The organism is Amycolatopsis lurida, assembly GCF_900105055.1.
GTDB classification, from domain to species: domain Bacteria; phylum Actinomycetota; class Actinomycetes; order Mycobacteriales; family Pseudonocardiaceae; genus Amycolatopsis; species Amycolatopsis lurida.
In genome coordinates this window covers 155288-182108 of record NZ_FNTA01000002.1, presented here as the reverse complement: position 1 = coordinate 182108, position 26821 = coordinate 155288, and the positions used below count along the sequence as shown (strand labels likewise).

General features: G+C 70.0%; 10 protein-coding genes. 1 reads left to right on the top strand and 9 read right to left on the bottom strand.

Annotated features, from left to right (window positions below; translation table 11 throughout):
• From BLW75_RS01120 to BLW75_RS01105, 4 genes are all read right to left on the bottom strand, one after another.
• On the bottom strand, positions 1 to 10947 hold the full coding sequence (locus tag BLW75_RS01120; RefSeq protein WP_091596447.1) for a calcium-binding protein: 10947 nt from the start codon (positions 10945 to 10947) through the stop codon (positions 1 to 3).
• Positions 10948 to 11066: 119 nt separating this feature from the next.
• Positions 11067 to 11723 (bottom strand): helix-turn-helix domain-containing protein, encoded by a 657-nt coding sequence (locus BLW75_RS01115; RefSeq protein ID WP_198935686.1) that lies wholly within the window; start codon positions 11721 to 11723, stop codon positions 11067 to 11069.
• 106 nt (positions 11724 to 11829) lie between these two features.
• Positions 11830 to 12741, bottom strand: a complete 912-nt coding sequence (locus BLW75_RS01110; protein ID WP_241783409.1) for a trypsin-like serine peptidase — start codon at positions 12739 to 12741, stop codon at positions 11830 to 11832.
• A 133-nt stretch (positions 12742 to 12874) separates the two neighbouring features.
• Positions 12875 to 13225 carry an ArsR/SmtB family transcription factor gene (locus tag BLW75_RS01105; protein WP_034307973.1) on the bottom strand — a complete coding sequence of 117 codons (351 nt, stop codon included), beginning with the start codon at positions 13223 to 13225 and terminating at the stop codon, positions 12875 to 12877.
• Positions 13226 to 13271: 46 nt separating this feature from the next.
• On the opposite strand from BLW75_RS01105, the gene BLW75_RS01100 reads away from it, so the two are divergent.
• Complete coding sequence (locus tag BLW75_RS01100; protein ID WP_034307976.1) at positions 13272 to 14618, top strand: MFS transporter; 1347 nt, start codon at positions 13272 to 13274, stop codon at positions 14616 to 14618.
• A gap of 242 nt (positions 14619 to 14860) precedes the next feature.
• On the opposite strand, the gene BLW75_RS01095 is transcribed toward BLW75_RS01100, so the two are convergent.
• From BLW75_RS01095 to BLW75_RS01075, 5 genes are read right to left on the bottom strand one after another with little or no spacing between them, the layout of a single operon-like run.
• Entirely contained in the window at positions 14861 to 15796 is a 936-nt protein-coding gene (locus tag BLW75_RS01095) for a TauD/TfdA family dioxygenase (RefSeq protein WP_034307978.1), read from the bottom strand.
• Positions 15793 to 17070: an ATP-grasp domain-containing protein gene (locus tag BLW75_RS01090; protein ID WP_034307980.1), complete on the bottom strand. Its 1278-nt coding sequence runs from the start codon at positions 17068 to 17070 to the stop codon at positions 15793 to 15795. Before BLW75_RS01090 ends, BLW75_RS01095 begins: the two co-directional genes overlap by 4 nt.
• Complete coding sequence (locus BLW75_RS01085; RefSeq protein ID WP_034307982.1) at positions 17067 to 18338, bottom strand: ATP-grasp domain-containing protein; 1272 nt, start codon at positions 18336 to 18338, stop codon at positions 17067 to 17069. The genes BLW75_RS01090 and BLW75_RS01085 overlap by 4 nt, the downstream gene beginning before the upstream one ends.
• Positions 18335 to 23761, bottom strand: a complete 5427-nt coding sequence (locus BLW75_RS01080; RefSeq protein ID WP_034307984.1) for a non-ribosomal peptide synthetase/MFS transporter — start codon at positions 23759 to 23761, stop codon at positions 18335 to 18337. The genes BLW75_RS01085 and BLW75_RS01080 overlap by 4 nt, the downstream gene beginning before the upstream one ends.
• On the bottom strand, positions 23758 to 26790 hold the full coding sequence (locus BLW75_RS01075; protein WP_034307985.1) for a non-ribosomal peptide synthetase: 3033 nt from the start codon (positions 26788 to 26790) through the stop codon (positions 23758 to 23760). The genes BLW75_RS01080 and BLW75_RS01075 overlap by 4 nt, the downstream gene beginning before the upstream one ends.
• Positions 26791 to 26821 lie beyond the last annotated feature (31 nt).

Sequence of the window (26821 nt, the reverse complement as noted above, 5' to 3'; positions counted from 1 at the left end):
TCAGGGCGCGCAAGCGTTCGGGTTGTCGAAATGGCCAGGGGTGGTCGGGAACGCCGGTCCCGTGCCGTGGTCCTTCATGTCCGGCTGGTACACCAGCGCCAGTTCGTCGTAGGCCGACGTGCCTTGTGTGGTCACGTCCCCGGCCGCCTGTCCGGCGCCCAGCGAGTACGCCCACCGCTGCAGGAAGTTTTGATGCGTCGGACTGTGCTGCCGGACGTCGTTGTAGCCGCCGTAGGCCGCGTTGCAGTGCGTGTAGAGGTTGTACGCACCGCCCCAGTCGAGCAGCCGGTCTCCTTGGTTCGGCCCGTTGTCGGCGACGTCGGCCTGCAGCACGTCACGGTCCCAGCCGCCGTAGATCCAGTCGATGCCCTGGTGGTGCTGGTTGTCCGCGACGTCGGCGTTGTCGAGGTTCGTCATCTCGAACCACGAGCACGGGTCGACGGTGACCGCGTTCTTGCCGTTGCCGAACGTCTGCGGCCACGCGTTCGCGGTGCAGGTCGTCTGCCCCGGTGCGCCGTAGGTGCCACGCGGGCGCCAATCGAGGAGGTCCGAACCCAGCGCGCCGGTGTTCGGGTCGACCGACGGACCGGACGTGGCGCCCTTCCCGCCGATGAGGTGGTCGACGAGCGAGTCGTTGACACCCCGGTCGTTCGGGTTGGCCGGGTCGGTACCGCCCTTGCCGCCCCACAGCACGTCCGCGCCGTCGTCGCCGAAGACGATGTCACCGCCCGAATCCCCGTTGGCCAGATCGTCGCCGAAGCCGCCGTGGATCGAGTCGTGGTCGTCGCCGCCGCGGATGCGGTCGTCGCCGCCTTCGAGGTCACCGCGGTGCGGCATCGCCGGGGCGTTGCCGGGTGCGGCGAAGGTGTCGCCGTTGACGTCGTGCTGAAGATCGACCTGCCGGGTGACCGAGCCTGCCAGGAAGCCCTCGTAGCGGATGGCGGGTACCTGCGGGTTGTCGATCACGAAGTGGTTCGACCCGTTCTGGTAGACGTCCACGATGCCGCCGCGGTCACCGACCATGGCGTCTTCGCCGCCGGTGCCCCACATCCGGTCTCCGCCCAGCTCGCCGTACATGTCGTCGGCGCCGTCACCCGGAGCCGTCGTCGTGCCGGTGTCGCCGTACATCAGGTCGTCGCCGTCCTGGCCGTACTGGGTGTCCTCCCCCGCGTCGCCCCACAGGTTGTCGCCGCCGGAAGCGCCGAGTGCCTCGCAGGTGGCCTGTGTGGTGGTGCAGAAACGGGTCGGTGCGCCGTTGACGCCGTGGCGGACGAACGCCGCACCGGCAGGCGGAGACGCCGAGTAGCGCTTCGCGTAGATCCGGTTCGTCAGCGGCAGCGAGACCTTCGACAGGTCGTCGCCGAGCGCCACCGGTTTGCCGGTCTGGTCCACGATGTCCCGCACCGCGGTGCCGTTGTCGCCGAGGATGAAGTCGGCGGCGCCGTCACCGTGCACGTCGTCGGCCGTGTCGCGGAAGACCGCCAGCGAGCTGCCGCCGATCAGGTCGTCCTGACCGTTCGGCGCGGAGACGTCGCCGAGGTCGTCCGACGCCGCACCCGGCCACGCCGGCTCCGGTGGGGTGATCGCGATCCCGGCCTCCGCGAGCGTGCGGTCGCCGAACATCGTGTCGTGCCCGCCGTTGCCCTCGGCGTAGTCGTCGTGCGCGCCACCGGAGATCTGGTCGTCGCCGTCCTGGCCGAACATCACGTCGACGCCGACACCACCGGACAGCTGATCCCCGCCTGCCACCGGACGGGCCGGCGCACCGAGGAATCCGTTGCTCCACGAGAGATCGAGCAGCCGCAGCGAACGCTGCGTCTCGAACGTCCCGTTGCTGCCCACTCGCAGCAGATACGGCGAAGGCGGCGCGATCCGGTCGGTGATGGCGTTGTCGCCGAGCACCACGTCGTCGCCCGTGCCACCGAAGACCACGTCGGCGGTGTCCGGCTGGCCCTGGGTGGTCAGCGCGGTGTCGTCGCCGTGGATCGTCGAGCTGCCGCCGACGAGGTCGTCGTCGCCGTTGTTCCCTTCGATCCAGTCGCGGCCCGGGCCGCCTTCGGCGTGGTCGCCGTCGTTGCCGCCCTTGATCCGGTCGTTGCCGGACTGGCCGAGGATCGCGTCGCACCCGTTGTCACCGGCGATGTCGTCGCCGCCGGAGGTGTTCGGCACCGGCGTGTCACCGAGGTCGTACAGCTGAATGCTGCGATGCGTCATCGGGAGCGCTCCGGGCAGGTCCGTGTCGAACCGGCCCTGGGTGATCGGGCTCTTCGGAATGCCCGCGTCCCTGGTCACGATCGCGTTGTCGCCGGTGATCACATCCGCGTCCTCGCCGCCGGAGATGACGTCTCCGGTGTCGAGCTGGCCCACGGTGCCCTGGCCGGCGCCCATCTCCACGGCGGAGGAACCGCCGACGAGATCGTCCTGCCCGGAGTCGCCGAACAGTTTGTCGGCGTCCTGATCCCCTTCCACGTAGTCGTCCCCGGCGTCGCCGTGCACGGTGTCCGTTCCGGACTGTGCGTAGACGACGTCCGTGGCGTTGCCACCGGAAATCGTGTCACCGCCTGAGTTCGCCGGGTTCGGGGCGTGGCCGAGGTCGAACAGCACCACGTGCCTGCCCGCCGACAGCCCGCGGCCACGGGTGACCGGGTCGCCGGAGTCCGCGCCACCCGTACCGGTGATCGTGGCGTTGTCACCGGTGATCACGTCGTCGGCGTCGCCGCCGGAGATCGTGTCACCCGCGTCCGGGTAACCGGCCGCGTTCTTCGCCGCCGGGTCACCGGGCGTCTGGTGGCTGCCGCCGACGATGTCGTCGGCCTCGGTCTCGCCGTTCAGCGTGTCGGCGCCGGGGTTTCCTTCGATGCGGTCCGGATCCTTCCCTCCGGAGACGGTGTCGTTCTCCAACCCGCCGTAGAGCGCGTCGGTGTCCAGGCCACCACCGATGGTGTCGTCTCCGCCCAGCGCGGCATCCGCGCTGGTGGCCAGGTCGAACACCGGCCCGCCGGGGGACGCCGGATCGCCGTTGTCGCCGATGATCGTGTCGGTGCCGCCGTCGCCGAACAGCTTGTCGCCGTCGTCGGGCTGTCCGGCCGCCCGGGTGCCGCCGACGATCACGTCACCGGCAAGGCCACCGGAGATCCAGTCCTTTCCGTTGTTGCCCTCGATGGTGTCGGGGTCGTCGCCACCGAACATCGTGTCGACGCCGTCGTTGCCGTACAGGGTGTCGGTACCGGTGTCGCCGTAGACGGCGTCCTCGTCCGAGCCACCCCAGACCTGGTCCGCGTCGCGGCCGCCGTGCAGGACGTCCTTGCCCTTCTCACCGCACACGAGATCTTCGTTCGCCTCGGCGTCGACATTGTCGTCACCGCCGCCGGCCCGCACGTTCTCCACTCCGGCGCCGCCGATGACGCGGTCGTTGCCGTCGAGCGCGTCGTTCACCGTCTCGTCGACCGGGGTCGACGGGAGCGGCGCACCGGCCTTGCACGGTGTCGTCTGCTTGTCGCCGTACACGTCCGCACCGCCGTCACCGCCGATGATGTGGTCTCGGCCGAGTCCGCCGACCAGCGTCTTGTGCGACGGGCTCACCCCCTGCGGGAGCGGTGTGTGCGCGACGAAATAGAGCGGCCCGTAGTCGTCGGTCTTCGCCGGGTCCGGGGAATCCAAAGTGGACGGTTCGGCGATCACGTAGTCGTCATCCGGCCCGCCGTAGAGGGTGTCCGCCCCGTAGCCGCCGAACAGGATGTCGTTGCCGCCGCCACCGCGGAAGTCGTCCTTCTGCGTCTTCGTCGAGTGACCGGTGACCCGGTCCTGTCCCTTGCCGCCGAACACCTTGTCGTCACCGGTGCCGGTGTCGACGGTGTTGATCGGCCCACCTGCGGGGCCGCCCGTGGTGTTGGCATCGTCCGAGCCGTAGCCGTCGATCCCGGGGTCGAGCTTGCCTGCCGTGTAGATCTCGTCCGGTCCGGTGCCGCCGGCGAAGCGGTCGCTGCCGTCGCCACCGATGAGGATCGCGCCCGGGGAAACGAAGAGCGACCGCGGAAGCGTCGGCACGTCCTTCAGCGGATCGTCGGCCGCGACACCGAGGGTGTCGTCCCCGCCGTTGCCGAACGCGGTCGACTTCGCGAGCCCGACCTTGATCGTGTCGCCTGCGTCGCCGCTCCCGGTCCCGCCCGCCGGATCGGGCAGGATCGCCCAGTTCGGCACGGAGACCGTCGGACCGCCCGCACCGTCCGCGAGCGGGTCACCGCCGTCGCGGCCGTCGTTCTTCAGTTCCTTCAAGCCGATCGAGGTCACCGGAGGCGCGCCGAGGCTCGAGTCGCCCGCGACGATGTCCTCGCCGTTTCCGACGGTGATGCTGTCGACGCCTGGGCCGCCCGCGACCCGCGCCTTCGCTCCATTTTGGACATAGCTCTTCCGGTCCGCGGCGAGCACGGTGCGGTCGCCGGTGACGATGGTGTCGTCGCCCTTGCCGCCATCGACCCACGAGTTGCCGATACCGGTCTTGATCTGGTCGTTCTTCTCGCCGCCGAACACGATCGCGTCCCGGTCGAATTGCGCCGTCGGCGGTGGCGGGCCGTCCTTCGCGGTGTCCTGCTTGGCATCCCCGATGAAGGTCACGCTCATCGGTTTGCCGTAACCGCGGCCGTCCACGACCACCCGCTCGATACTCGCGTTCCGGAACTCGCGCCGGATCCCGAGCATGTCCACGGCCACACCGGTGAACGCCGGGTTGGCCGGGTCGGCGTAGTCGTGCAGCGACGTGATCTTGACGGTGTCCTTCTCCTGCTTGTCCGATTCGTACGGGTCACCCGCGCCGCCACCGCGCTGGGCGGTGTGACCGAGCGCGGCCGCGTACACCACGAGTGTCTTGCCGTCACCGCTGAGCCCGCCGAGTTTCGGTGGTGGTGGCGTGCAGTTCGGTGTGGCGGTGAAGTCGAGCAGCGTGACGTCGACGATCGTGAAGCTGAACGACACCGAGAATGGGCCGAAGCCGACCGTCACGTAGAGCTTGAGGAAGACATAGAGCCGCCCCGACACGGTGAACAGGCATATCGGGTTGTTCAGCGCCGTTTGCAGGAACTCCGTGATCCGGAACTTCCCGTCGTGGTTGGGGTCGTTCCACAGGAACGAGACCGTGAGCCCCACCCCGCCCTCGATGCCGACGGTGATGACCACCGCCGTGACCGCCGCCCCGGCGGCGAGTTCGCCGGTGAACGACACCACCGGGATCGGCTTCCCGTTTTCGGTGGTGTAGAAGAACAGGCTCTGCAGGAACGCCTGCCCCACGGTGGCGAGGTCGAGTTCGCCGGCGCGAGCCGCTTCGAACGCCTTGCGGATGCCGAAGGTGTCGAAGCCCGCGACGATGCGCAGCGTCACCGACGCGGAACCGTGCAAGGTGATCACCACCGGCGGCGGCGCGTACACCGGCCCGAACTGCTGACGCCAGTCGAAGCCGAGGCGCAGTGGACCGGAGTCGAACTTGACCAGATCCACGTCCCCACCCAAGAGCACATTGAACAGCGAAGCGGGTTTCTCGAACACCGGGAAGCTGAACCCGGCCGCCGACGCCTGTGTGGTCATCGGGCCGACCGACTTCGGGTTGGAGTTCTTGCCGTTGATCGCGCCGAGGATCGGGGCGAACCCGGTGCCGCCACCGGCGTCCTTCTTCGCGCTGATCAGGCTCTCGGTGTTGTCCGGTGTGACCGTGGTGTCGAGCGCCTTCTGGCCGCCGAGTTCGAACGACCCGAGCGGGATGAGGCATTTGTCGGTGCAGGTCGGGAAGTTGTTGATGAAGTTGACGACCCCGGCGATGGTGTCGACGAACTTCAGATCCGGGCCACCGGCGATCGTGCTGAACGCCTTGCCGATCGACACCATCGTGACGTCGCCGCCGCCCGCCAGGTGCGACAGGTCCGAAAGCACCGGGATCGGCGCGTACAACGTCTTGATCACCGGGTCCAGCGGACCGGTCACCTGCTTGATCTTGTTCACGATCGGGCTGAGGATCTTGCCGAAGATCTCGCCGCTGTCGATGGCCACCTTGTCGAAGGCCAGCGTCAGCGGGGAGTTGCCGCCGTCGGCGCTGTTGGTCCCCGGCTTGACGTTGTTCCACGCCCAGTGCAACCGGAAGTTCGCCTGGATACCGGGGAATCCGGCGTCCTCACCCGGCCGTGCCTTGAGCAGCCAGTTGATGTCCGCGCTCGCGTGCAGCTTGACGTCGGCGAGGCGGTCCAGCCCCGCGTTCTGCAGATCGGTCAGCCGCAGTCTGCCGTTGGTCGGGTCGTCCGGCGCGACCAGGTCGATCTTGAACGCGCCGCCGAACAGCGGCGGGACACCCGCGTCGTTCGCCGGGGCGGCCGCGTGGTCGCAGTCGTCCGCGCTCTTCTGCTTGGTGCAGTTCTCCGCGGTGATGTTGATGAACGCGAGCTGCGCGTTGATCTTGTCCGGCAGCCTGACGTTCAGCCCGACCGCGAACTCGGGTTGCGCGGAGTCCTTGGTGTCGACGAAGAATCCCTCGCTCCGGCTGATGCCCATGGCCAGATGCAGCCGCCAGCCGAGCTGGACCTCCGGGCCGGCGCCGCCGTCGGCCTTCAACGAGAAGCCGGGGATGCCCAGGTCCAGCGGCACGGTCTTCTTGAGGCATTCGTGGCCGGACGGCAGCCCGGCGCAGTTCAGCAGGTCGCCGCTGAAGTCGCCTTGGCTGACGTTCAGGCTGATGGTGACCGCGTCGAGGTCGTTGTACGAGCAATCGTGCGGCCGCGGGTTCTCGGCCGGGTTCTCCGGCGGCCCGCCGATCGAAGCGGCACCGACGTCGGTGAACTTGGCGTCGGTGACGTCCGCGATCAGTTTGAAGGCGCCGCCTTCTTCGCGGAACACCTGATAGCCGGACGCGTTGGTGACCGGTTCCCAGGCGATATCGAGCGAATCCGTTGTGGACAGTGCGGCCGGGCCGGTGGTGATCTGGCCGGGGTCGCTCGCCTTGGCCTGTTTCTTCGCACCGTCGATCGTCACGTACGACGCGACGACGTAGCGGTAGGTCTTGTCCGCCGCCGTGGCGCCTTCGTGCAGCTTGACCGTGGGAGTGCCGACGGAGCCCAGCGGCGTCTTGCACACGGTGTCCACGGTGACCGTGTCCGGGTTGAGGCCAGCGGCGGCGAGTTTGCCGCCGAGCTGGTCGTTGACCCAGCCGCGCACCGCGGCCATGTCGGTGAAGTGGCCGTTCGCCGGCAACTGGTCCAGCGCGTTGTGGATCGCCGTGCGCAGTTTGCCGATGAAGTCCGCGCCCTGCTGGAGGTCGTCGCCGAGCAGCGGCAGCTTGCCGCCGAAGCTGGCGGTGTTGAGGGCCTGCTCCACCAGGTTGAGGTAGCTGTCGAGGCCGTCGAGCCTGCCGAAGTCGATCAGCTTGGCCGCGAGCGCGTCCGCCAGCAGGGCCGGATCCGGGGTCTCCAGCCGGGGATGCCCGTCGATCGGCGCTCCGCCGAGGTTGAAGTAGTCGTCGGCCGCGGTCGCTTTGGGCAGGCGCAAGGCGAAGTTGTTCGACTTCGTGCCGTCGGTGATCACCTTGCTGTAGGTCGCGCCGCCGTCCTCGCTGATGTACAACGGCAACTTGGCACACAGGGCCAGCGGCGTACCGCCGTCGAGACCACAGTTGACAGCGGTGCTCCCGGCGTTGATCGTCGGGCCGACAGCGCCGAGGAAGTCGGTGAAGCTGACCGGCGCGCCGGTGCCGCCACCCTTGGCCAGGTCGATCGAGTACGAAGCCTTCGCGGTCGCCTTGTCCGCCGACTTGGGGTCACCGAGCGAAACGCTCAGCGGGCCCAGCGTGGTCGCGATGGTGCCGTTCTCCACGGTGGCGTCGAGTTTGACGCCGATCTTCGAATCGTCGAGCACCCGCAGCGCGTTCGCGTCGGCCGGTCCGGCGCCGGGTTGCAGCGGCACGACCAGGCCCATCTTGACCTGCCCGCCGACGCCGAGCGACACCGAGCCGTCGCCCTGCACACCGGCGACCCGCTGGCCGCCGGACGGCAGGCTGAAGTCGAACTGCACCGGGGTGCTGGTGTGGTACGCGCGCTTCCAGTCCAGCCGGATGATCAAGGACGGCGTTCCGCCGGGTTCGGCGTACTCGAACGTCACCGGGACGCTGTCCTTGAACCGGGTGTTGATCGTCTGGACGAGACATTGCAGGTTGTCGGACGGTGCCGCCTCCAGCAACGAGATCACGTCGTCCAATTCGGACCGGATCACGTACGACGTCGCGGGAGAAGGCTGGCTCGCCCATGGTCCGGCCAGGACGAGCGTGTCCGGCGTGACACTGCCGACGATGCCCACCTGAGTGCCGGCGACGACCGTGCGACCGACGAGCGAGGGCGGGAACGCGTTGCCCTTTTCGACAGTGCGCGCGGTGTCCTTCACAGAACTCGGGCCGTAGCTCACGGTCGGGCCGGAACCGGATTGGTCGGCCTTCACCAGGTCCTTCAGCGAACGGCCGACAAGGGGGATCTTGGTCCCGAACACCGCGGCGCCCGACGGCGAGGCGTCACTGATCGACGCGTTGAGGGTCTGCAAGGTCTTGAGGAGGATCGAGAAGAGCGCCTTGGGGTTGGCCGGGTCGAAGTCGAAGTTCGCCAGTTCGGACAGGTCGCTCGTGCTGAACTGCGGCCCGTCGGGCCCGGTCGGCCTGGTCAGGTCGTTCCAGGTGAATCCCGCGTGTGCGGTGGCACCCTTCAGGAAGTCGCCGGTACCCGGCGCGCTGGCGTCGACGCCACCGGCACCGCGGACACGCACCTGGAAGTCGAGCAGCGCTCCCGGGTCGTGCAGCAATTTGTCCACGACCGCGCCGAAGGTCAGGTCACCCAAGTCCTTGAGTTTCACCTGGACCATGTGATCGTCCGCGCCCGGTGTCCCGGCACAGTCGGCACCCGCGTTCGGATGGCAGACGTGTGCCGCGCCCTTCAGCTGCACCTGGAGGAATCCGGCGTTGGCGAACAGGTCGATGCCCGCGTCCATCGGGAAGTCGGCGGTGAACAGCGACGGAGCGCCGGAAGTGCGCAGCAGCACCCGATCCGGGCCGGTCGGCGTCGCGCCGACCACTATCCTGCTGCCGTCCGGGTTCTTCTGCTCGATCGGCGGGTTGTGCACGGTCGGGTTCCGCAGGTCGAGCACGAGGGTGACCGCGGCGTCGTAACCGGGCTTGACCTTCGCGGTGGCGTTGACGGCGTTGGCCTCGCCCACGCCGCGGCCGCCGGTCTTCAGGTCGTTGCCGAGCTGGACGATGCCGACGTCACCCTGCATCCCGGAAATCGTGTACGGCGCGTTGGCGGCCGGGATCACCGGTGTCCAACCCGGCGCCTGCAGGAAGAGCGTGTTCCCGTCGTTGTTCTCGACGGTCGCTCCCGCCGCACCGGCGACGACGCGCCGTCCCGCGAATTCCCCCGGCTTCCAGGTCTGGTTCTCGTCCTTGAGGGTGGCCTGCGTGTAACTGGTCTTCGCCGGGTTTCCCGCCGGTCCGGACGCCGCGGCAGCGGCCGCGTTGAGGTCCACCGCCGTCGCCGGGGCCTTACGGGACAACGTGATCTTGAAGTCGAGTTTGGTCGAACCCGGCGGGAAGTGGACGTCGGAGATGCCGATCTTGCCGCCGCCGGGCAGGTTCGCCGCGGTGTTGAGCTTGTCGAGCATCTGCTGCAGCGACACGAACAGCGGCTCGCCTGCCTGAGTCGGGTCCGCCGCGGACTTCGTGTTGTCCTGCAGGAACTTCTTGATCGACTCGTTGAGCTGGATCGCGTCGGCGAGTGTACCTTTGAGGAACGGCAGGTCGAGGTTGCCGATCGGGTTCGCTGCGTCGCCCCACTTCGCGCGCTGGATCGAGGTCAGCGTCGTCGCCAGTTGCGCGAGGCCGGTGGCCAGGTCGCGCGGGGTCAGGTTGAGGAACGGGCCGACGGTGCCGATGCCTTCCTGCGTGATCTGCGGCGACCCGGTGGCGATGTCCGGCCAGCTGAGGCCGATCTTGGCGTCCACCGCGGGCAGGTCGAGGGAGAAGGAAGCGGCGGGCGCGGCCGCCAGGTGCAGCGAGCCGTTCAGTGAACCCGCCGGGCTGGCGAAGCCGAAGCTGACCAGACCGGCCAGGGAACCGTTCTGGGCCAGCTCGCCCGCGGTGCCGTCGTTGTTGACGAACGCCAGCCGCCCGTCGTTGTCCGGGTCGTTGATCGTGGCGGCGAAGTGCGCCTTGAGGTCCAGTGAGGTGTCGGACTCGACGAGTTTCACCCCGAGGACACCGATGGCGGCGTTGACGGCCTTGATGGCGTTCGCGTCGGGGAAGCCCGCCGAAGCGTCGACGGTGAACGACGGCGTCGTACCGTCGTTGAGGATGTAGGCCTTGTCGTGCGCCTTGTCCCAGATCAGGGTCAGCTTCAGCGTGGTGCCGACGGTGAGCCGCACGCCGCCGGTGGAGGAGAACGCCGACTGAGGGGCGTTACCACCCTCGCCGATCGGGAGCGGGATGTTCAGCGCCTGGTTCTGCAGTACGCGGGAGACGGTCAGGGTGAGGTCGAGTCGCTTGTCCTCACCCACGGTGCTCAGCGTGGTCTTGAGCGTCCCGGCCCGGTCGGCCGACAGCGTGATCGGCTGATCGATGTCCAGATCGGCGTCGTCGACCGCGGCGGAGAGCTTCTTGGCGCCGGTGGTGAACGCCTCTTGGGCCAGGGTGTCGAACCCCAGCGCGGCGCCGGGGCTGGTCTGCACGGCGGGCAGCGCCTTCGCCAGCTGCCCGATCGTGCCGAGACCCTTGCTCCAGGTGGCGAAGCTGTTCGAGGGCCCGGCCAACGCGTTGACCAACGTGCCGACGCCCGGGCTCGCCGCCCGCGCCGGAGCCGGGGTGACCGCCACGCCCATCCCGACCGCGACGACGAACGCCGTCGCCAACGCGAGCAACCTGGAGCCGGCACGTGAGCCCATCGGGCACCTCCCCGTTCACGGGCGCGCGACGACGCGCCGTTCACTCGGAGAAGGCTGACCAACCGTGAAATCCACGTGAAGAGGGCGGTCCACTCAGCGGACTGGTGACTTCCCGGCCGTCAATGGGCGGGTTCGGTCAACTCGCGACCGGCTTCCAGCGCGGCGGCGTCGACCAGCCGCCGCATCACCGCGAGGTCGCTCCCCGGGATGGACAGCAAGCCGATCGCGGCCACGGTCCGGCCTTCCGGGCATCGGATCGGCGCCGCGGCACCGTACTCGACACCGCCGAGCAGCACCCCGGCCACTGCGGCCGAGGAGGGCAGCACCGTGCCCGGCGAGACGGCGGGCACGCTCGCTGAGTGTCCCGAAACCGCCGCGACCACCACGACGTCGGACCCGGACAGCACGCATACCGCGACGTCGGCCCTGGCCAGTTTCGCCAGCCGGATCGCCGGTCGCCCCACCGCGGCGCGGATCCTCGCGTGCAGCCGGCCCCGGCCCTGGACGAGCCTGCCGGCCAGCGGGCCGACGACGTACCCGCGGAACAGCCGTTCGACCGCGCCGATCCCGCACATCTGCTCCAGCAGCCGATGGGCCGTCGACTTCGGCAGGCCCGCCCGGTGGGCCGCTTCCGTCAACCCCAGGCCCGCGCCGGCGTCGGCGGCGGCGAGCACCTCGAGCAACGCGAACGCACCCTCGAGCACCGAACGACCGGGCACACGCGCCATGCCCATCGGGAGTCCCCCGACGGTGCCGGTCACATCGTCCGTGAGCATCAGTGACCTCCACCGCGGTCGCCTGTACCGATCGGCTCTTCGTGCCTGAGTTGTCGTCCACCCGCGACGAGGCGTTACGGCGAACGGCCGTACCGGCCGCACCAGGTCAGAGGTCCGGGGCGTTCTCGATCAACTTTCGCACAGGTTCGCTCAGCGCGGCGCCGCTCAGGTCCAGGGTCACGAGCTCCTCGTTCATCGTTCCCCGGCTCGTGACGCTGAAGATGGTCCCCTTCCCCGTGGCGGGATCGAAGTTCCGCAGCCACGGACCACCGCTGGAACCTCCGGCGAGGTCGCAATCGGTCTTCCACGAGGTGCTGACCGAGTTCACGTCGAGCGCGGCGGGTCGCGCGCAGGAGAACAACGCCTCACCGCCCGCCGCCTTCGACACCGGGTAACCGAGGAGCGTCGCGTCCACAGTGGACGGTGGCGCCTCGAACGAGATGTCCTGTGTGCCCGCGACATCGGCGACGTGGCGGCCGCCGACCGGGTCCAGGGCGAGCACCGCGTCATCGTCGATTCCGCTGGACGGCCCGGGATAGGTCGCGGACCAGGCGAACGCACGCGCCGCGAACACCCCGTGCGGCGCCTCGCCGTGATAGTAGCCGGGAACGAACACGACGTTGACGATCTTGATCGGATTGTCGTGGCGGTCGAATCCACCGTTGACGCAGTGACCCGCGGTAAGCACCACATCCCTGCTGGCACTGGGGATCACCGTCGCCGTACACGATCCGTCGACGCCCGGTTCCGCGGTGAAGAACAATCGCCCGACCCCGGCAGGGACCGGCCGCTCCCATTCGCGGCCGATCTTCTCGGCAGGCGGCAGCGCGTCGTCACCCACCCACTGGCGCATCCGCTCCGGAGTCCAATGAGCCAACGCCGCGGCCCGATCGGCCTCGCTCACCCGAGTCACCACCTGGTCGCCGGCCGCCGACGCCGGCCCGGCCGCGGCGGCCAGTACGACGGCGAGGATCCCCGTCGACGCGACGATTCGGCGAGATGCGAGCTTCAAGTCCATGATCAGTGGACGCCCCGGCCGCCAGGAAGGTTGTTCGGCCGGACGCCCGAAGATCATCCGGCCGGCCCTCTTCCACGCCGACCGCATCGACGGCGAGCCCCGAGCAGCCGCGCGTTGAGCTGATCCCGCCGGCTCAATCGTGGTCGGGGATCCCGTGCAGGTGATGGTCGGCCGCGTTCATGACCTCCGCCAAGAGACGCCGGACGTGTCCGCCGCGAGCGCGGTAGAGAATCCGACGGCCGTCCCGGCGTTGCGAGACCAGCCCGGCCAGCTTGAGCTTGGCCAGATGCTGGGACACCGCCGGACGCGCGATGGCGACCGCGGCCGACAAGGACGCGACGTCGTACTCCTCGCCGCTGAGCAACCACAGCATCCGCATCCGGGTCGGATCGGCCAGCATCCGCAGCGACGTGGACGCGACCTCGATCCGGTCATCGGGAGGCAGCCGGGTCCACTGGTCGCCTGATTCGTCATGTGCGTACATGAGCACCTATCATGGAAGGAGGGGCGACCAGGAGGAGCGGCGGGGCGTGTCGTTGTTCGGTCATCGGGACTACCGGCATCTGTTCGGGGCACAGCTGGTCGCGCTGTTCGGCACTGGATTGACGACCGTAGCGCTCGGCCTGCTGGCCTACGACCTGGCGGGCGCCGGCGCCGGTGCGGTGCTGGGCACCGCGCTGGCGATCAAGATGATCACCTACGTCACGGTCGCGCCGCTCGCGGGGGCCTACGCCGACCGGGTGCCACGACGGCTCTTCCTCGTTTCCCTCGACGCCGTCCGCGCGCTCGTCGTCCTCGCCCTGCCCTTCGTCGACCAGGTCTGGCAGGTCTACGTCCTGATCGTGGTCCTGCAATCCGCGTCGGCGTCGTTCACCCCGACCTTCCAGGCCGTCCTGCCGGACATCCTGCCCGACGAACGCGACTACACGAAGGCGCTCTCGCTCTCGCAGCTGGCCTCGACGATGGAGAACCTCCTCAGTCCCCTGCTGGCCGCCGCCGTGCTCAGCCTCGTGTCCTTCTCTTGGCTGTTCACCGGAACCTCGATCGGGTTCGCCGCCTCCGCCGCGCTCGTGCTGAGCACCCGCATCCCCGAAGCGACCCGCAGCCACCGCGGCGGAATCCGGGACCGCACCCTCGCCGGGATCAAGATCTTCACCGCGACCCCGCGCCTTCGCGGAACGCTCGGCCTGGCCGTGACGGTCGCCGCAGTCGGTTCCGTCGTCATGGTCAACACGGTCAACTACGTCCAGGACACCCTCGGCCGACCCCCGACCGACGTCGCGCTTCTCCTGGCAGGCAACGGTATCGGCACCATCCTCGGCGCGCTCCTGTTCCCCCGCGCCCTCGACCGGATCCCCGAACGCACCGTCATGCTCACCGGCGGCGGAACCCTCCTCGCCGGGATGACCGGCGCGATCGCGTTGTCCACCGCCGAGACCGGCAGCTGGCGCTGGGGTGCCGCGCTCACCGTCTGGGCGATCATCGGCCTCGGCACCGGTCTCGTCCTCACCCCCGTCGGCCGGGTCCTGCGCAGGTCCAGCCACCCCGGCGACCGGCCCGCGATCTTCGCCGCCCACTTCTCGCTGTCACACGCCTGCTGGCTGCTCGCGTACCCCCTCGCCGGCTGGCTCGCCACCACCGCCGGATTCACCACCACCTGGCTCTCCCTCGGCGCCCTCGCACTACTCGGACTCGCCGTCGCGATCCGCACCTGGCCGCGCCGCGACCCCCTTCTTCTCGAACACACCCACCACGGGCCCGTCGATCCCGCACACCTGGCCGACGCCGTCCGAACCGACGACGGCACGTGGCGGCACAGCCACGAGTTCGTCATCGACCAGAACCACCACCGCTGGCCCGTCGACGTCCGTCATTGAGAGGTGAGTCGACCGCGGCGTGGCTTTCGCAACCTCAGCGGCTTGCCCAGGCGGGGTTGAGCGCATGTTGCGAAAGCCACTTTCGCAACGGTCAACGTTGGGAAAGTGGCTTTCGCAACGCCAGCGGCCTGCCCAAGTGGCTTTCGCGACACCAACGCCGCCGACGGGCCGTCACGGCCGGCGTTGTACGCGCCCCCGCGGGCTACCGGCACCGGCCCGTCGCCCTCGAGCGCCGAGCCGGCTCAGGTCATGGCGACCAGGATCCGCCGCTTGCCGGTGAACGGCTCGCGTCCGTGCGCCATCAGCATGTTGTTGATCACCATGATGTCGCCCGGCTGCCACGGGAACGCGTAACTGACCTCGTCGTACGCCGCCTTGATCGTGACGAGGTCCGCCCGCGGGATCGGCGAGCCGTCGGCGAAGAACGCGTTGCGGGGCAGGTCTTCCTCGGGGTACAGCTCCAGCAGCGCCTCGCTGACCTCCTCCCCCAGGCTCGAAACGTGGAACAGGTTGGACTGGTTGAACCACACCGTCGCACCGGTGTGCGGTTCCTCGACGAAGGACGGACGCACGTGCCGCGTGCGCAGGCCCTCGTCGGTCCACTCGTACGTCTGCCCGTTGCCGGTGCAGTAGTCCTCCACCACCTGGCGGTCGTCGGTCTGGAACGCCTCCTGCCAGGTCAGCCCGAGGCCTTCGCGGAACGCCCGGGTGTAGGTGACGCCGCCCGCGAACCGCTCGCGCAGGTCCGACGGCAGCAGGCGGTACATCGCCCGGCTGTCGGCGATCGGCGTCGCGCCGCCGGTTTCGGCCGCCGTGTCGCACAGGAAGAACAGACGGTCCGGCCAGTGCGCCGAATACGAGTTCTCGTTGTGCATCGGGATCGACTCGGCCGCCGGGTACTCCGTCGAGGTGTAGATGTTGCCCGAGACCGCCGAACGCGGCGTCGACCGTTCCGTGTACGTCAGCAGTGAGCCACCGATCTCCTCGGTGACCTGGTTGAACACCGCCAGATCGGCGGGCATCCCGCGCAGCAGGATCGCGCCGTGCTCGCGCAGCCGGTCCTGCAGTGTTTCGCGGTGCTCGCGCACCCAGTCCAGGCCCGTGGCCGCATATACGGTGATCTTCGTGTGTTCGTTGCCCTCGATGTGACCGAGGTTCGCCGCGAGTTCGGCGGTCATGACTCCTCCAGTTCGAATCGGATCAGCTTGGCGGCCTCGGCGTGCAGCGCGGCGAGGTCTTCGGTGTCAGCGAACCCCGCGGCGAGGACGTTCACCGCGTAGATCTCCTGGTCGTCGGTGAGCAGCTGGCCGGGGCGCACGATCGTGACGACCTCCAGCACCTCGGGCAGGTCGGCGACCTCGTCGGTGCCGTCGACGCGGACCAGCCGCCCGGTGCCCTCGGCGTAGAAGATCAGGTAGCCCACCGGCACCGGCAGGCCCACACCTCGCGCCGGCGGTGGCGTGCCCAATGCCAGCGACACGGCTTCGGCGATGACGTCGATGCCGGTCGCGAGCTTCAGCAGCACCGGCTGGGCGCCGCCTGCCGGGCGGCCCGCGTTCACCTCGACGATCGTCGGGCCCAGGTCGGCGTCGTCGATCAGCTCCAGGTGCGCGCAGGTGCTGTCCAGGCCCAGGGCGAGCGCGGCGGCCGTCGCCGCCGCGAACAGCCGTTCGGTGTCCTTTTCGGACAGTTCGAGCGGCGGGCAGACCATGCCCAGTTCGAACTTGCGCTCGTCGATCAGCGGCTTTTCCACCACGGCCACCGGCTCCGCGACGCCGTCGCGCACCAGGACGTCGACCGCGTATTCCGGGCCGCGCAGCAGGCCTTCCACGAGGAAGACCTTCAGCGGGTCGATCGGAGCCGGTCCGCCACCGACGAGCCGGTGGTACCGGACGTCCTCCGACAGCGGCAACCGTTCGGCCAGCAGCCGGTAGGCCGCCGCCAGTTCGTCCACAGTGGACACCGTACGCACCAGATTGCTCGCCGCGCCGTTCACCGGCTTGACGATCGCCGGGAGCCCGACCGCCGCGGCCACCGACGACGCCTCGTCCGCCGACGAGATCAGCGCGCAGCGCGGCCCCGGCAACCCGGCCGCGGCCAGCACCTGCCGGACCGCGAACTTGTTGTGCGTCACGGTGAACACCGACGCCGGGCAGCGCGCGACGCCGAGCAGCTCGGCCGCACGCGCGACACTCGCGATGATCCCCTCGGCGGCGGTCAACACCCCGGCCGGACGCGCGGTCCGCGCCCGGATCGCCTCGGCGACGGCTTCGGCGTCACGGACGTCGTCGACGAAAACGAAGCCGTCCACGACTTCCGACAGTTGTGCCTGCTCGGCCGGCTCCAGGGGCTGCGTGACCAGCTCGGCGCCCAGCCCAGCCGCGCGTACGGCGGCCACGAAGTCGGCGATCCACTGCCCTGTGGTCTCGCAGACCACGAACGCGGTGTTCACACTTCCTCCAGTTCCAGCCGGACGAGTTTGCTCGCCTCGGCGTGCAGGGCGGCGAGGTCGTCGTGATCGGCGAACCCGGCCACGACGAGGTTGACCGCGTAGGTCTCCTGTTCGTCGGTGAGCACCTCCCCCGGCGAGACGGTGGTGACGACGTCGATCACCTCGGGCAGCTCGGCGATCTCTTCGAGCCCGCCGATACCGGTCAACCGGCCCGAACCGGCCGCGTAGAGGATCAGCATGCCCAGCGGGATCGGCAGTTTCGCGGGTTCCCGCACCGGCGGCGGAGCGCCCACCGCGAGCGCCGCCAGCTCGGCGAACACGTCGATGCCGGTGCGCAGCTTCGCCAGCAGCGGCATGATCGACCCGGCAGGCCGTCCGGCGTTGACCTCGACGATCGTCGGGCCGCGGTCGGCGTCGTCGATCACCTCGATGTGGGCGCAGGTGTTGTCGAGACCCAGGGCGCGGACGGCGGCGACCGCCGCCGCGGTGACCAGCTCGGCCCGGTCGGCGGTGAGCCCGGCGGGCGGGCACGACAGCGCCAGCTCGAACTTCCGCTCGTCGATCAGCGGCTTGTCGAGGATCTCGACCGGCTCGGCCACCCCGTCACGGACCAGCACGTCCACCGCGTACTCCGGGCCGGACAGCAATCCCTCGACGAGGAACGTCGCCGAAGGGTCCAGTGTCCCCAGTGGACGGTGGTAGCGCGGATCCGCGGACTCGGGCAGTCGCGCGGCGAGCAGCTCGTACGCCGCCGCCAGTTCGTCCACAGTGGACACAGTGCGGACGAGGTTGCTTCCCGCCCCGTTGACCGGTTTGACGATCGCCGGGAGCCCGACCGCAGAAGCGACCGATGCCGCCTCGACAGCCGACGAGATGAGGGCGTGCGCGGGTCCGGGCAGCCCGGCCGCCGCGAGGGCCTCCCGGACGGCGAACTTGTTCGCGCACAAGGCGAACACCGACGCCGGGCAGCGCGCCACCCCGAGCAGCTCCGCGGCACGGGCGGTACTCGCGATGGCGCCGTCCGAGCCGGTGAAGATCCCGGCCAACGCGCCACCGTCGATTTCCCGGACCTTCGCCGCGACGGCTTCCGGATCGTGGACGTCGTCCAGCGCGACGACGTCGTCCACCACACCGTCCAGCGCGGCCCGCTCGGCCGCGTCCATCGGCGGAGCGAGCAGCACCACGCGGTGCCCGGCGGCCCGGATCGCGGGCGCGACCTCGCCGACCCAGTGCCCGCGGGCCTCCCTGACCAGCACTGTCGTACTCATGAGGCTTCCTTCCCAGCGAGCTTGCGCTCCCGTTCCTGCGCCCCCACCAGGTCGTCAGGCAGCGAATCGGGCACTTCGGTGTCGAAGCGGCGCAGCAGCCGTAGCGAGAACCCACCCACGTTGATCAGCAGCAGGATCAGCGCGAAGACGACGTAAGCGAGCCCGATGCCCCGGGTCTCCCCCGTGCCGAGCACGGCGCCGACCGAACCGGTCAGCGCGCCGCCCGGCGCCAGCAGCGGCGAGAACCAGCCGACGGCCAGTGGCGCCAGCACGGCGAACCCGATCGGCAGCGTCGACCACGTGATCGTCTGGTTGATGGCGAACACCCGGCCGTGGAACCGCTGCGGCACCTTGACCTGCACCAGCGTCGCGTAGATGCCCTGCGACACGGACATCGCGGCGGCGAGGAGGAACACGCCGGCCGCGACGACGATCAGCGACGGCCGCAGGCCCATCACCAGGCTGCCGAGCGCGATCCCGACGTTGCCGACGAGCACGCCGACCATCCGCCGGTGCCGCGGGCCGCCCCACAGCGCCATCCCGATGCCGCCCGCCACCGCGCCGACGGCCTCGGCCAGCGCCACCTGCGCGACGTCGGTGACCGAACCGAACGACAGCACGAGCGGCGAGAGCAGCACCAGCGCGGGGGCGAGGAACACGTTCGCCAGCGCGAAGTACAGCAGCATCGTGCGGAAGCCGCGGTGGTTCCACGAGTACCGCAGCCCGCCCGCGATCGCGGTCAGCAGCGGTTCGCGCGGGCGCCAGCCCAGCATGTCCGGGAACCGCACCAGCAGCAGACCCACGATCGCGAACGCGTAGCTCGCCATGTCCAGGATCAGGATCCCGGACAGCTGGATCGTCGCCAGCAGCCCGGCCGCGATCACCGGCATCAGCAGCTGGGCGAATCCGGTGGACAGCTGGGCGAGGCCCATCGCGTGCCCGAGGTACTGTTTCGGCACCAGCTGCGCCACCGACGACTGATAGGCGATGCGCTGGAACGAAGCGGCCACCGACCCGAGTGGGATCAGCACGTAGAACAACCACAACTGGACGTGCCCGGTGATCAGCAGCAACGCCAGGATCAGCTGGATCCCGCCAGCGACGCTGCTGGCCGCGATCATGATCCGCCGCCGGTCGCCGCGGTCGACCAGCGCACCGGCCACCGGCAGGACGAGCACACCGAACAGCAGCGCGAGCGCCCACAGCAGGCCGAGGTCGGCGACCGATCCCGTGCGGGTGTAGAGCCAGATCGGCACGGCGAACGACGTCAGCGCCGAGCCGGTCGAGGACACCAGCTGACCGATGGTGATCGTGACGAACCGGCCCATGCTCGGCCGCACCGCGGGCTTTTCGTCCACAGTGGCCTTATGGGTCTCGTGCACCGCCCAGCCCGCGTCCTCGCCGCGGACCCGGACGTCGAGCTCGCCGGGATCGTCCAGCGCTGGGTGCACGCGCGTGACGATCTCCGCGAGTTCTTCGGCCCGGTAGCGCAGGAAGAAGTGCCCTGCCTGGTCTAGCACCACGAGCCCGGTGGTGTCGGTGAGGAATTCCCATTCCCGGTACCGCTCGGCGTAGAAGTCGGTGACCGGGTCCTCGGAGCCGACCACCGACACGATCGGCGCGCGCAGCTTGGCCACCCGGGCGTCGAGCAGGCCGCTGAAGTACTCCTCGGCGGCGCGGCTGTCGGCGCGCATGTTCGTGATGATCCGGTCGGCCTGCGCCGGGTCGAGGTCGTCGGTGTCGACGCCCATGCCCTTGAGCCAGTTCGAGTAGTACCGGTTGCTGCGCAGCTTCTCCAGCCGGGTGCGCAGCGTGCCCACCGGGCCCTTCATACGGGCGAACGGAAAGATCGCGCCGATGTAGACGACTTCCAGCTCGCGGCCGCGCTCTTCGAGCAGCCGGGCGACGGCGACGGCGAGCGCGTTGCCGACCCCGCAGTGGCCGTAGATGGCCAGCGGGCCGTCGACGCGCTCGAGGATCTCGTCGGCCAGCCGCTCGACCAGGTCGTCGAAGGGCAGCGCCTCTTCTGACAAGCCAACGTCGTGGCCGGGGATGGCGACCGAGTAGAGCGAGTAGCCCTCCGGAAGCGCGTCGGCCAGCGGCTGGTAGACGATCGCGCTGCCGCCGCCGTAGGGGAAGCAGACATAGGTCAGCGTCCGCCGCGTCGTCGGCTTGGTCAGCTCGTACAGCAGATGCCGCGGCCGGTCGGCGTCGTCACCGTCCATGAAGGACGCCAGCTCGCGGATCGTGCGGTGCTGGAACAGGTCCATGACGCCGACCTGGCCGGCGCCCGCCTTGCCGATCCGTGCCACCACCTGGGTGGCCAGCATCGAATGGCCGCCGAGGTCGAAGAAGTCGTCGTCGACGCCCAGTTCGTCCACTTTGAGCACGTCCCGCCAGATTTCGGCCAGCAGGGTCTCGACCGGGGTCGACGGTGCGACCAGTTCCTTGGTCGCGTCCCGGGACGCGACCGGAGCGGGCAGCGCCTTGCGGTCGAGCTTGCCGTTCGGGGTGAGCGGCAGCTCGTCGAGCGCGACGAACGACGGCGGGACCATGTAGTCCGGGAGACTCTGTTTGAGCGCCGTCCGCAACGCGCCGGGTTCGGCGTCGCCGACGACGTACCCGACCAGCCGTTTGTCCCCCGGCGTGTCCTCGCGGACGATCACGACGGCGTCGCGCACGCCCGGCCGGGCGCGCAGGGCCGTCTCGATCTCCCCCAGCTCGATGCGGAGGCCGCGCAGCTTGACCTGGTGGTCGATCCGGCCGAGGAACGCGATCGTCCCGTCCGGGCGCCAGTGCGCGAGGTCGCCGGTGCGGTACATCCGTCCACTGTGGAACGGATCGGGCACGAACCGCTCGGCCGTCAGCTCCGGGCGGTTGTGGTAGCCCAGTGCGAGGCCGACGCCGGCGATGTGCAGCTCGCCGGGGACGCCGACCGGGCATGGCCGCCCGCCACGGTCGAGGACGTAGATCCGGATGTTCTGGATCGGTGCCCCGATCGGCACCGACGCGACCTCGGCGAGCGCTGCGGGCGTGCAGTGCCACGAGGTGACGTCGATGGCGGCTTCGGTCGGTCCGTAGAGGTTGTGCAGCTCGCAGTCCGGCAACCGCCGGACGAACTCGCGGGCGGCGTCGAGCGGCAGTTCCTCGCCGCTGCACACGACCCGCCGCAACGCCGTGCAGCTCTCGACGCCTTGTTCGGCAAGGAAAAGCGTGAGCATCGACGGCACGAAATGCGCGGTGGTGATGCCTTCGGACGCGAGCAGCTCCCGCAGGTACGCGGCGTCCTTGTGGCCGCCGGGTTCGGCGAGCACGAGCCGCGCGCCGGTGATCAGCGGCCAGAAGAACTCCCAGACCGACACGTCGAACCCGGCCGGGGTCTTCTGCAGCACCGAATCGGTGCCGTCGAGGCGGTACGCGCGCTGCATCCAGTCGAGCCGGTTGACGATGCCGCGGTGACCATTGGGCACGCCTTTCGGCCGGCCGGTGGAGCCCGAGGTGTAAATGACGTACGCAGGGTCTTCCGGGCCGGCGAGTGGCTCGGGCGGCCCTGTCGTCTCGGCGAGGTCGGCGGTGTCGTCTACGACAACAACGGTCGCGTCACCCGGTGGCAGGGTTTCGCGCAACGCCGCCTGGGTCAGCACGACGGGAGCGGCCGCGTCCCGCAGCATGAACGCCAGCCGGTCGGCCGGGTACTCCGGGTCGAGCGGGACGTACGCGCCCCCGGCCTTCAGCACGCCGAGGAGCGCGACGACCAGCTCGAACGACCGCTCCGCGAACACTCCGGTGAGCACGCCCGGTCCGACGCCGAGCCCACGCAGCCGGTGCGCGAGCCGGTTGGCTCGCTCGTCCAGCTCGCGGTAGGTCAGCGACGCGCCGCGGAAGGTCACCGCGGGCGCGTCCGGCGTCCGAGCGGCCTGCTCCTCGACGAGCGCGTGCAGCGTGGTCTGGGGGAACTCGGCCGTCGTGGCGTTCCAGCGCTCCAGAACGAGTTCGCGCTGCCCGGCGTCGAGGATGTCCAGTTCGGACAGCCGCCGGTCCGGGTCGGCGACGATCGAGCGCAGCAGCGTGACCAGCCGCCCGGCCATCCCGGCGACCGTGTCCTCGGTGAACAGCGCGGTGTTGTACACGAGCTTGCCGATCAGCCCGCGTTCGACCTCGATCGCGTGGAACTCGAAGTCGAACCGGGTCGCGGGCAGGTCCATCGGCAGCCAGCGGAAGTCCACCTCGGACTGTCCGGCCGCACCCATGCGGCCCATCTCGTAGTTCTGCAGCACGAACATCGCCTGGAACACCGGCGAGCGGCTGACGTCGCGGGGCACGCCGAGCGCGTTCACCAGCCGCTCGAACGGGACGTCGGCGTGCTCGAACGCGTCCAGCACATGCCGCCGGGTGCGTTCGAGCAGTTCGGCGAACGTCGGGTCGTCCGCCAGCTGGGCACGCAGGGGCAGCATGTTGATGAACATGCCCGCCACGCCCTCCAGCTCGGGCAGGCCGCGGCCGGCCGACGACGAGCCGATCGCGAAGTCCTCCTGCCCCGAGTACCGCGCCAGCAGGACCTGGTAGGCGGCCAGCAGGGTCATGAAGAGCGTGACGCCCTGCCCGCGGCTCAACTCGCCGAGTGCGCCGGCGAGCTCGCGCTCGACGAAGAACTCGTGGATCGCGCCGTCGAAGCTCTGCTTGGCGGGCCGGGGCCGGTCGGTGAGCAGCTCCAGGGGCTCGACCCCGGCGAGCTGCGCCTTCCAGTGCTCCAGCTGCCGGTCGAGTTCGCCACCGGTGAGCGTGCGGCGCTGCCAGTGCGCGAAGTCGCCGTACCCGATGCTGAGCGCGGGCAGCTCGGCCGTGCCGCCGGTGCTCAGGGCGTGGTACTGCGCGGCGAGGTCACGCAGCAGCAGGTCGACCGACCAGCCGTCGCCCACGATGTGATGCGTGCACAGGACGAGCAGGTGTTCCTCGTCGGACACCCTGGCCAGTGTCGCCCGCAGCAGCGGACCCGTTGCCAGGTCGAACGTCTCGGCCGCGGCGGCGTCGACTGCGGCGCGGGCGGCTTCCTCACCGCCTGCGTCCACTATGGACAGAGCGACCGATACCGAAGGTTCGATGTGGACGGTCGGCTGCCCGTCCTCCCCTTCCGGGAACCGCATCCGCAGCGCCTCGTGCCGCGCCGGAAGGGTGTCCAAAGCGGACTGGAGCGCGGCGACGTCGAGCCTGCCGGTCAGCCGGATCGGCACCGGGATGTGGTACGACCCGGTGCCCGGCGCGAACTGCTCCATGAACCAGACGCGTTCCTGCTGATACGACAGCGGGACGACGGCATCGGCGGGGCGCGGCGTGATGGTCGCGGCCGTCTCCGTGCGCCGTCGCAGCCGCCGTTCGAGCAGGGCGCGGCGCGCGGCCGCACTGGTTTCGTCGATCGCGGTCATGAGTTCTCGCCTTCGGCCAGCTGACGCTGGACCTCTTCGTCGCTGAGCTGGTCGAGGTCTTCGGAGAGCCGCCGCTCGATCTCGGCGGCGAGCCCGGCGACCGTGGTGAGGGTGAACAGCCCCCGCACCGGGATGTCGACCTCGACCTGTTTGCGGATCCGGGCCATCGCGCGGATCGCCAGCAGCGAGTTGCCGCCACGGGCGAAGAAGTCGTCGTGCGCGCCGAGGTCGTCGATGCCGAGCAACTCGCCGAGCACCTCGGCGACGAGTTCTTCGGCCGCGGTCCGGGGTGCGACGTACGCCGGCGCCTCGCCGGGTTCGGGATCCGGCAACGCGGCCCGGTCGAGTTTGCCGCTGGCCGCCATCGGCAGCGCGTCGAGCGTCACGAACCGCGTCGGCACCAGGTAGTCCGGCAACGTCTTCCGCAGGGCATCGGCCGCGCCCTCGGCACTGCCGACGACATAGCCGACGAGCGTGTCACCGCGGACCGCCACGGCCGCGTCCCGCACTTCCGGCAGCTCACGCAGTGCCGCTTCGACCTCTCCGGGCTCGATGCGGTAGCCGCGCAGCTTCACCTGCTCGTCGATGCGGCCGAGGTAGTCGAGCGTGCCGCCGCGACGCCAGCGGACGAGGTCGCCCGTCGCGTACATCCGGCCGGACCGGCCGTCGGTGAACTTCTCCGCGGTCAGGCCCGGCAGCCCGAGGTAACCGCGGGCGAGCTGCGACCCGGCGACGTACAGCTCGCCCGGGACACCCGGCGGCACCGGCTGCCGCCGCTCATCGAGGACGTACACACGGGTGCCGGGCACAGGACGGCCGATCGGGACGGGTCCGGACGGCAACTGGTCCCCTGGTTCGATCCGGTGCACGACGCAGCCGACGGTGGCCTCGGTCGGGCCGTACTCGTTGACGACGACCGTGCCAGGGTGCCGGTCCCGCCACGGCTGGACGGCCTCGGCGGTCAGCGCTTCACCACCGAGCACCAGTTCACCGGCCGGGAACAGCTCCTCGGCGAGGACGGCGAGGTGCGTCGGGGTCGCCTTGACGAACGTCGGACGGCCGCCATCGACCACCGCGCCCCCGGCGGTGAGGGTGCCGAGCAGCGTCGTCACGGTGAGGTCGAACGACGGCGACGTGTGCAGCAACGCCCGCCCGGCAAGACCGGGGTACGCCTCACGCGCCCACGCCAGGTACGTGTCGACGGCTCGGTGCTCGACCTCGACGCCCTTGGGACGCCCGGTCGAACCCGACGTGTATATCACGTAGGCGACGTCGCCCGGCCCGGCCGCCGGTTCCGGATCCTCGGTGGCCGCGGCGGACCACTCGGCCGGGTCGTCGAGGGCCAGCGTCTTGGTGTCCAATGTGGTCTCTCCGGCGACCAGTACGAACGGGACGCCCGCGTCGGCGAGGATCAGCGCCTGCCTCGGGGCCGGGTTGGCCGGATCGAGCGGGACGTAGGCCGCGCCGCTCTTCAGGACGCCGAGCACACCGGTCAGCAGGTCCGCCGAGTTCGGCACGCACACGCCGACGACGGTGCCGGGACCCGCGCCCAGCTCGCGCAGCCGGTGCGCGACGCGGTTGGCACGCGTGTTCAGCTCGGCGTACGTCAGGCGCACCCCGCCGAAGTCGACGGCCTGCGCGTCCGGGGTCCGCCGGACCTGAGTCTCGAATCGGGCGTGCACCGTCACGGCGTCCGAAGTGGACACTGGATTCCAGCTGTTCAGGACCAGTTCACGCTCGGCGTCCGACAGCAGCGGCAGATCCGCGATCGAGTGAGCGGGATCGGCCAGCGCCGCCGTCAGCAGTCGCACGTACCGCTCGGCCACGGCTTCGGCGGTCTCGCGGTCGAACAGGTCGGTGCGGTAGACGAGCCTGCCGTTCACGGCGGTCAGGTCGATCGCGATGTCGTCCTTCGCGGTGGCCGAGCGGATCGGCTCCAGCCCCGAATCGGGCAGGAAGTTGAACCCGAGCTGATACAGCGCCTGCACGCCGGGGTCGCGTTCGGCCCCGACCGCTTCGGCGACCGCCTGGAACGGCACCTGGCTGTGGTCGATCGCCTCCAGGAGCGTGGTCCGGACCCGCTCGACCAGCTCGGTGAACGCGGGTGCGCCCGAGCAGTCGACCCGCACGGCCATCTGGTTGACGAACATGCCGATCAGGTCGGCGAGCTCGGGAAGTTCGCGGCCCGCCACCGGAACGCCGACGACGATGTCGTCCACTCTGGACAGTCGTGACAGGAGGGCCGCGTAGCCGGCCAGCAGCACCATGAACGGCGACGCCGACAGCTCCCGGCCCAGCTCGCCGACCCGGTCGATCAGTCCGTCCGGGAGGGCGAAGTCCACCTGGTCACCGGCGAACGTCAGCTCCGACGGCCGCGGGCGGTCGGTGGGCAGACCGTGCACCGGCGGCAACCCGGCGAGCTGCGTCCGCCAGTAGTCCAGCTGATCACTCGACGTTTCGAGCTGCCCGCGCTGCCAGGCCGAGTAGTCCGCGTACTGGATGGACAGCTCGGGCAGCTTCGGCTCACGGCCCTCGAACACGGCGTCGCACGCCTCGCCGAGTTCGGTCCCCAGCACCAGCACCGAGCCGGCGTCGAACACGGTGTGGTGCACGACGAACGTGAGCACCCACTCGTCGTCGGCCATGCGGCACACCTGGGCCCGCCACGGCGGCGGCGAGTCGAGCGGGATGGCCCCGCTCGTGACGGCGCCGACGAGTTCGGCGAACCGGTCGTCGCGGGCGCCGTCGGGCAGGTTCCGCAGGTCGTGCACCTCGGGCTCGATCGGCACCTCGGCGTGCACCACCTGCATGAGCGCGCCGCCGTCCATGCGGAACGACGTACGCAGCGCTTCATGCCGTCCGACGATGACGCCGAGCGCGGCGCGCCACTGCTCCGCGGTCAGCGGGCGGTCCAGCCGGGCCTGGCAGTGCAGGTTGTACACCGGGGACGCCGGGTCGAGCTGGCCGGACAGCCAGATCCGCTCCTGCCCGAACGAGGCCGGGAACGTCCATTCCTTCGTGTCGCTCATGATTTCCTGTTCAGTGAGAGGTCAAGCGAAA

Bases quoted from the DNA above. Each gene is read 5' to 3' on its own strand.
- BLW75_RS01120 (WP_091596447.1), bottom strand. From the start codon at position 10,947: ATGGGCTCACGTGCCGGCTCCAGGTTGCTCGCGTTGGCGACGGCGTTC.
- BLW75_RS01115 (WP_198935686.1), bottom strand. From the start codon at position 11,723: ATGCTCACGGACGATGTGACCGGCACCGTCGGGGGACTCCCGATGGGC.
- BLW75_RS01110 (WP_241783409.1), bottom strand. From the start codon at position 12,741: ATGGACTTGAAGCTCGCATCTCGCCGAATCGTCGCGTCGACGGGGATC.
- BLW75_RS01105 (WP_034307973.1), bottom strand. From the start codon at position 13,225: ATGTACGCACATGACGAATCAGGCGACCAGTGGACCCGGCTGCCTCCC.
- BLW75_RS01095 (WP_034307978.1), bottom strand. From the start codon at position 15,796: ATGACCGCCGAACTCGCGGCGAACCTCGGTCACATCGAGGGCAACGAA.
- BLW75_RS01085 (WP_034307982.1), bottom strand. From the start codon at position 18,338: ATGAGTACGACAGTGCTGGTCAGGGAGGCCCGCGGGCACTGGGTCGGC.
- BLW75_RS01080 (WP_034307984.1), bottom strand. From the start codon at position 23,761: ATGACCGCGATCGACGAAACCAGTGCGGCCGCGCGCCGCGCCCTGCTC.
- BLW75_RS01075 (WP_034307985.1), bottom strand. From the start codon at position 26,790: ATGAGCGACACGAAGGAATGGACGTTCCCGGCCTCGTTCGGGCAGGAG.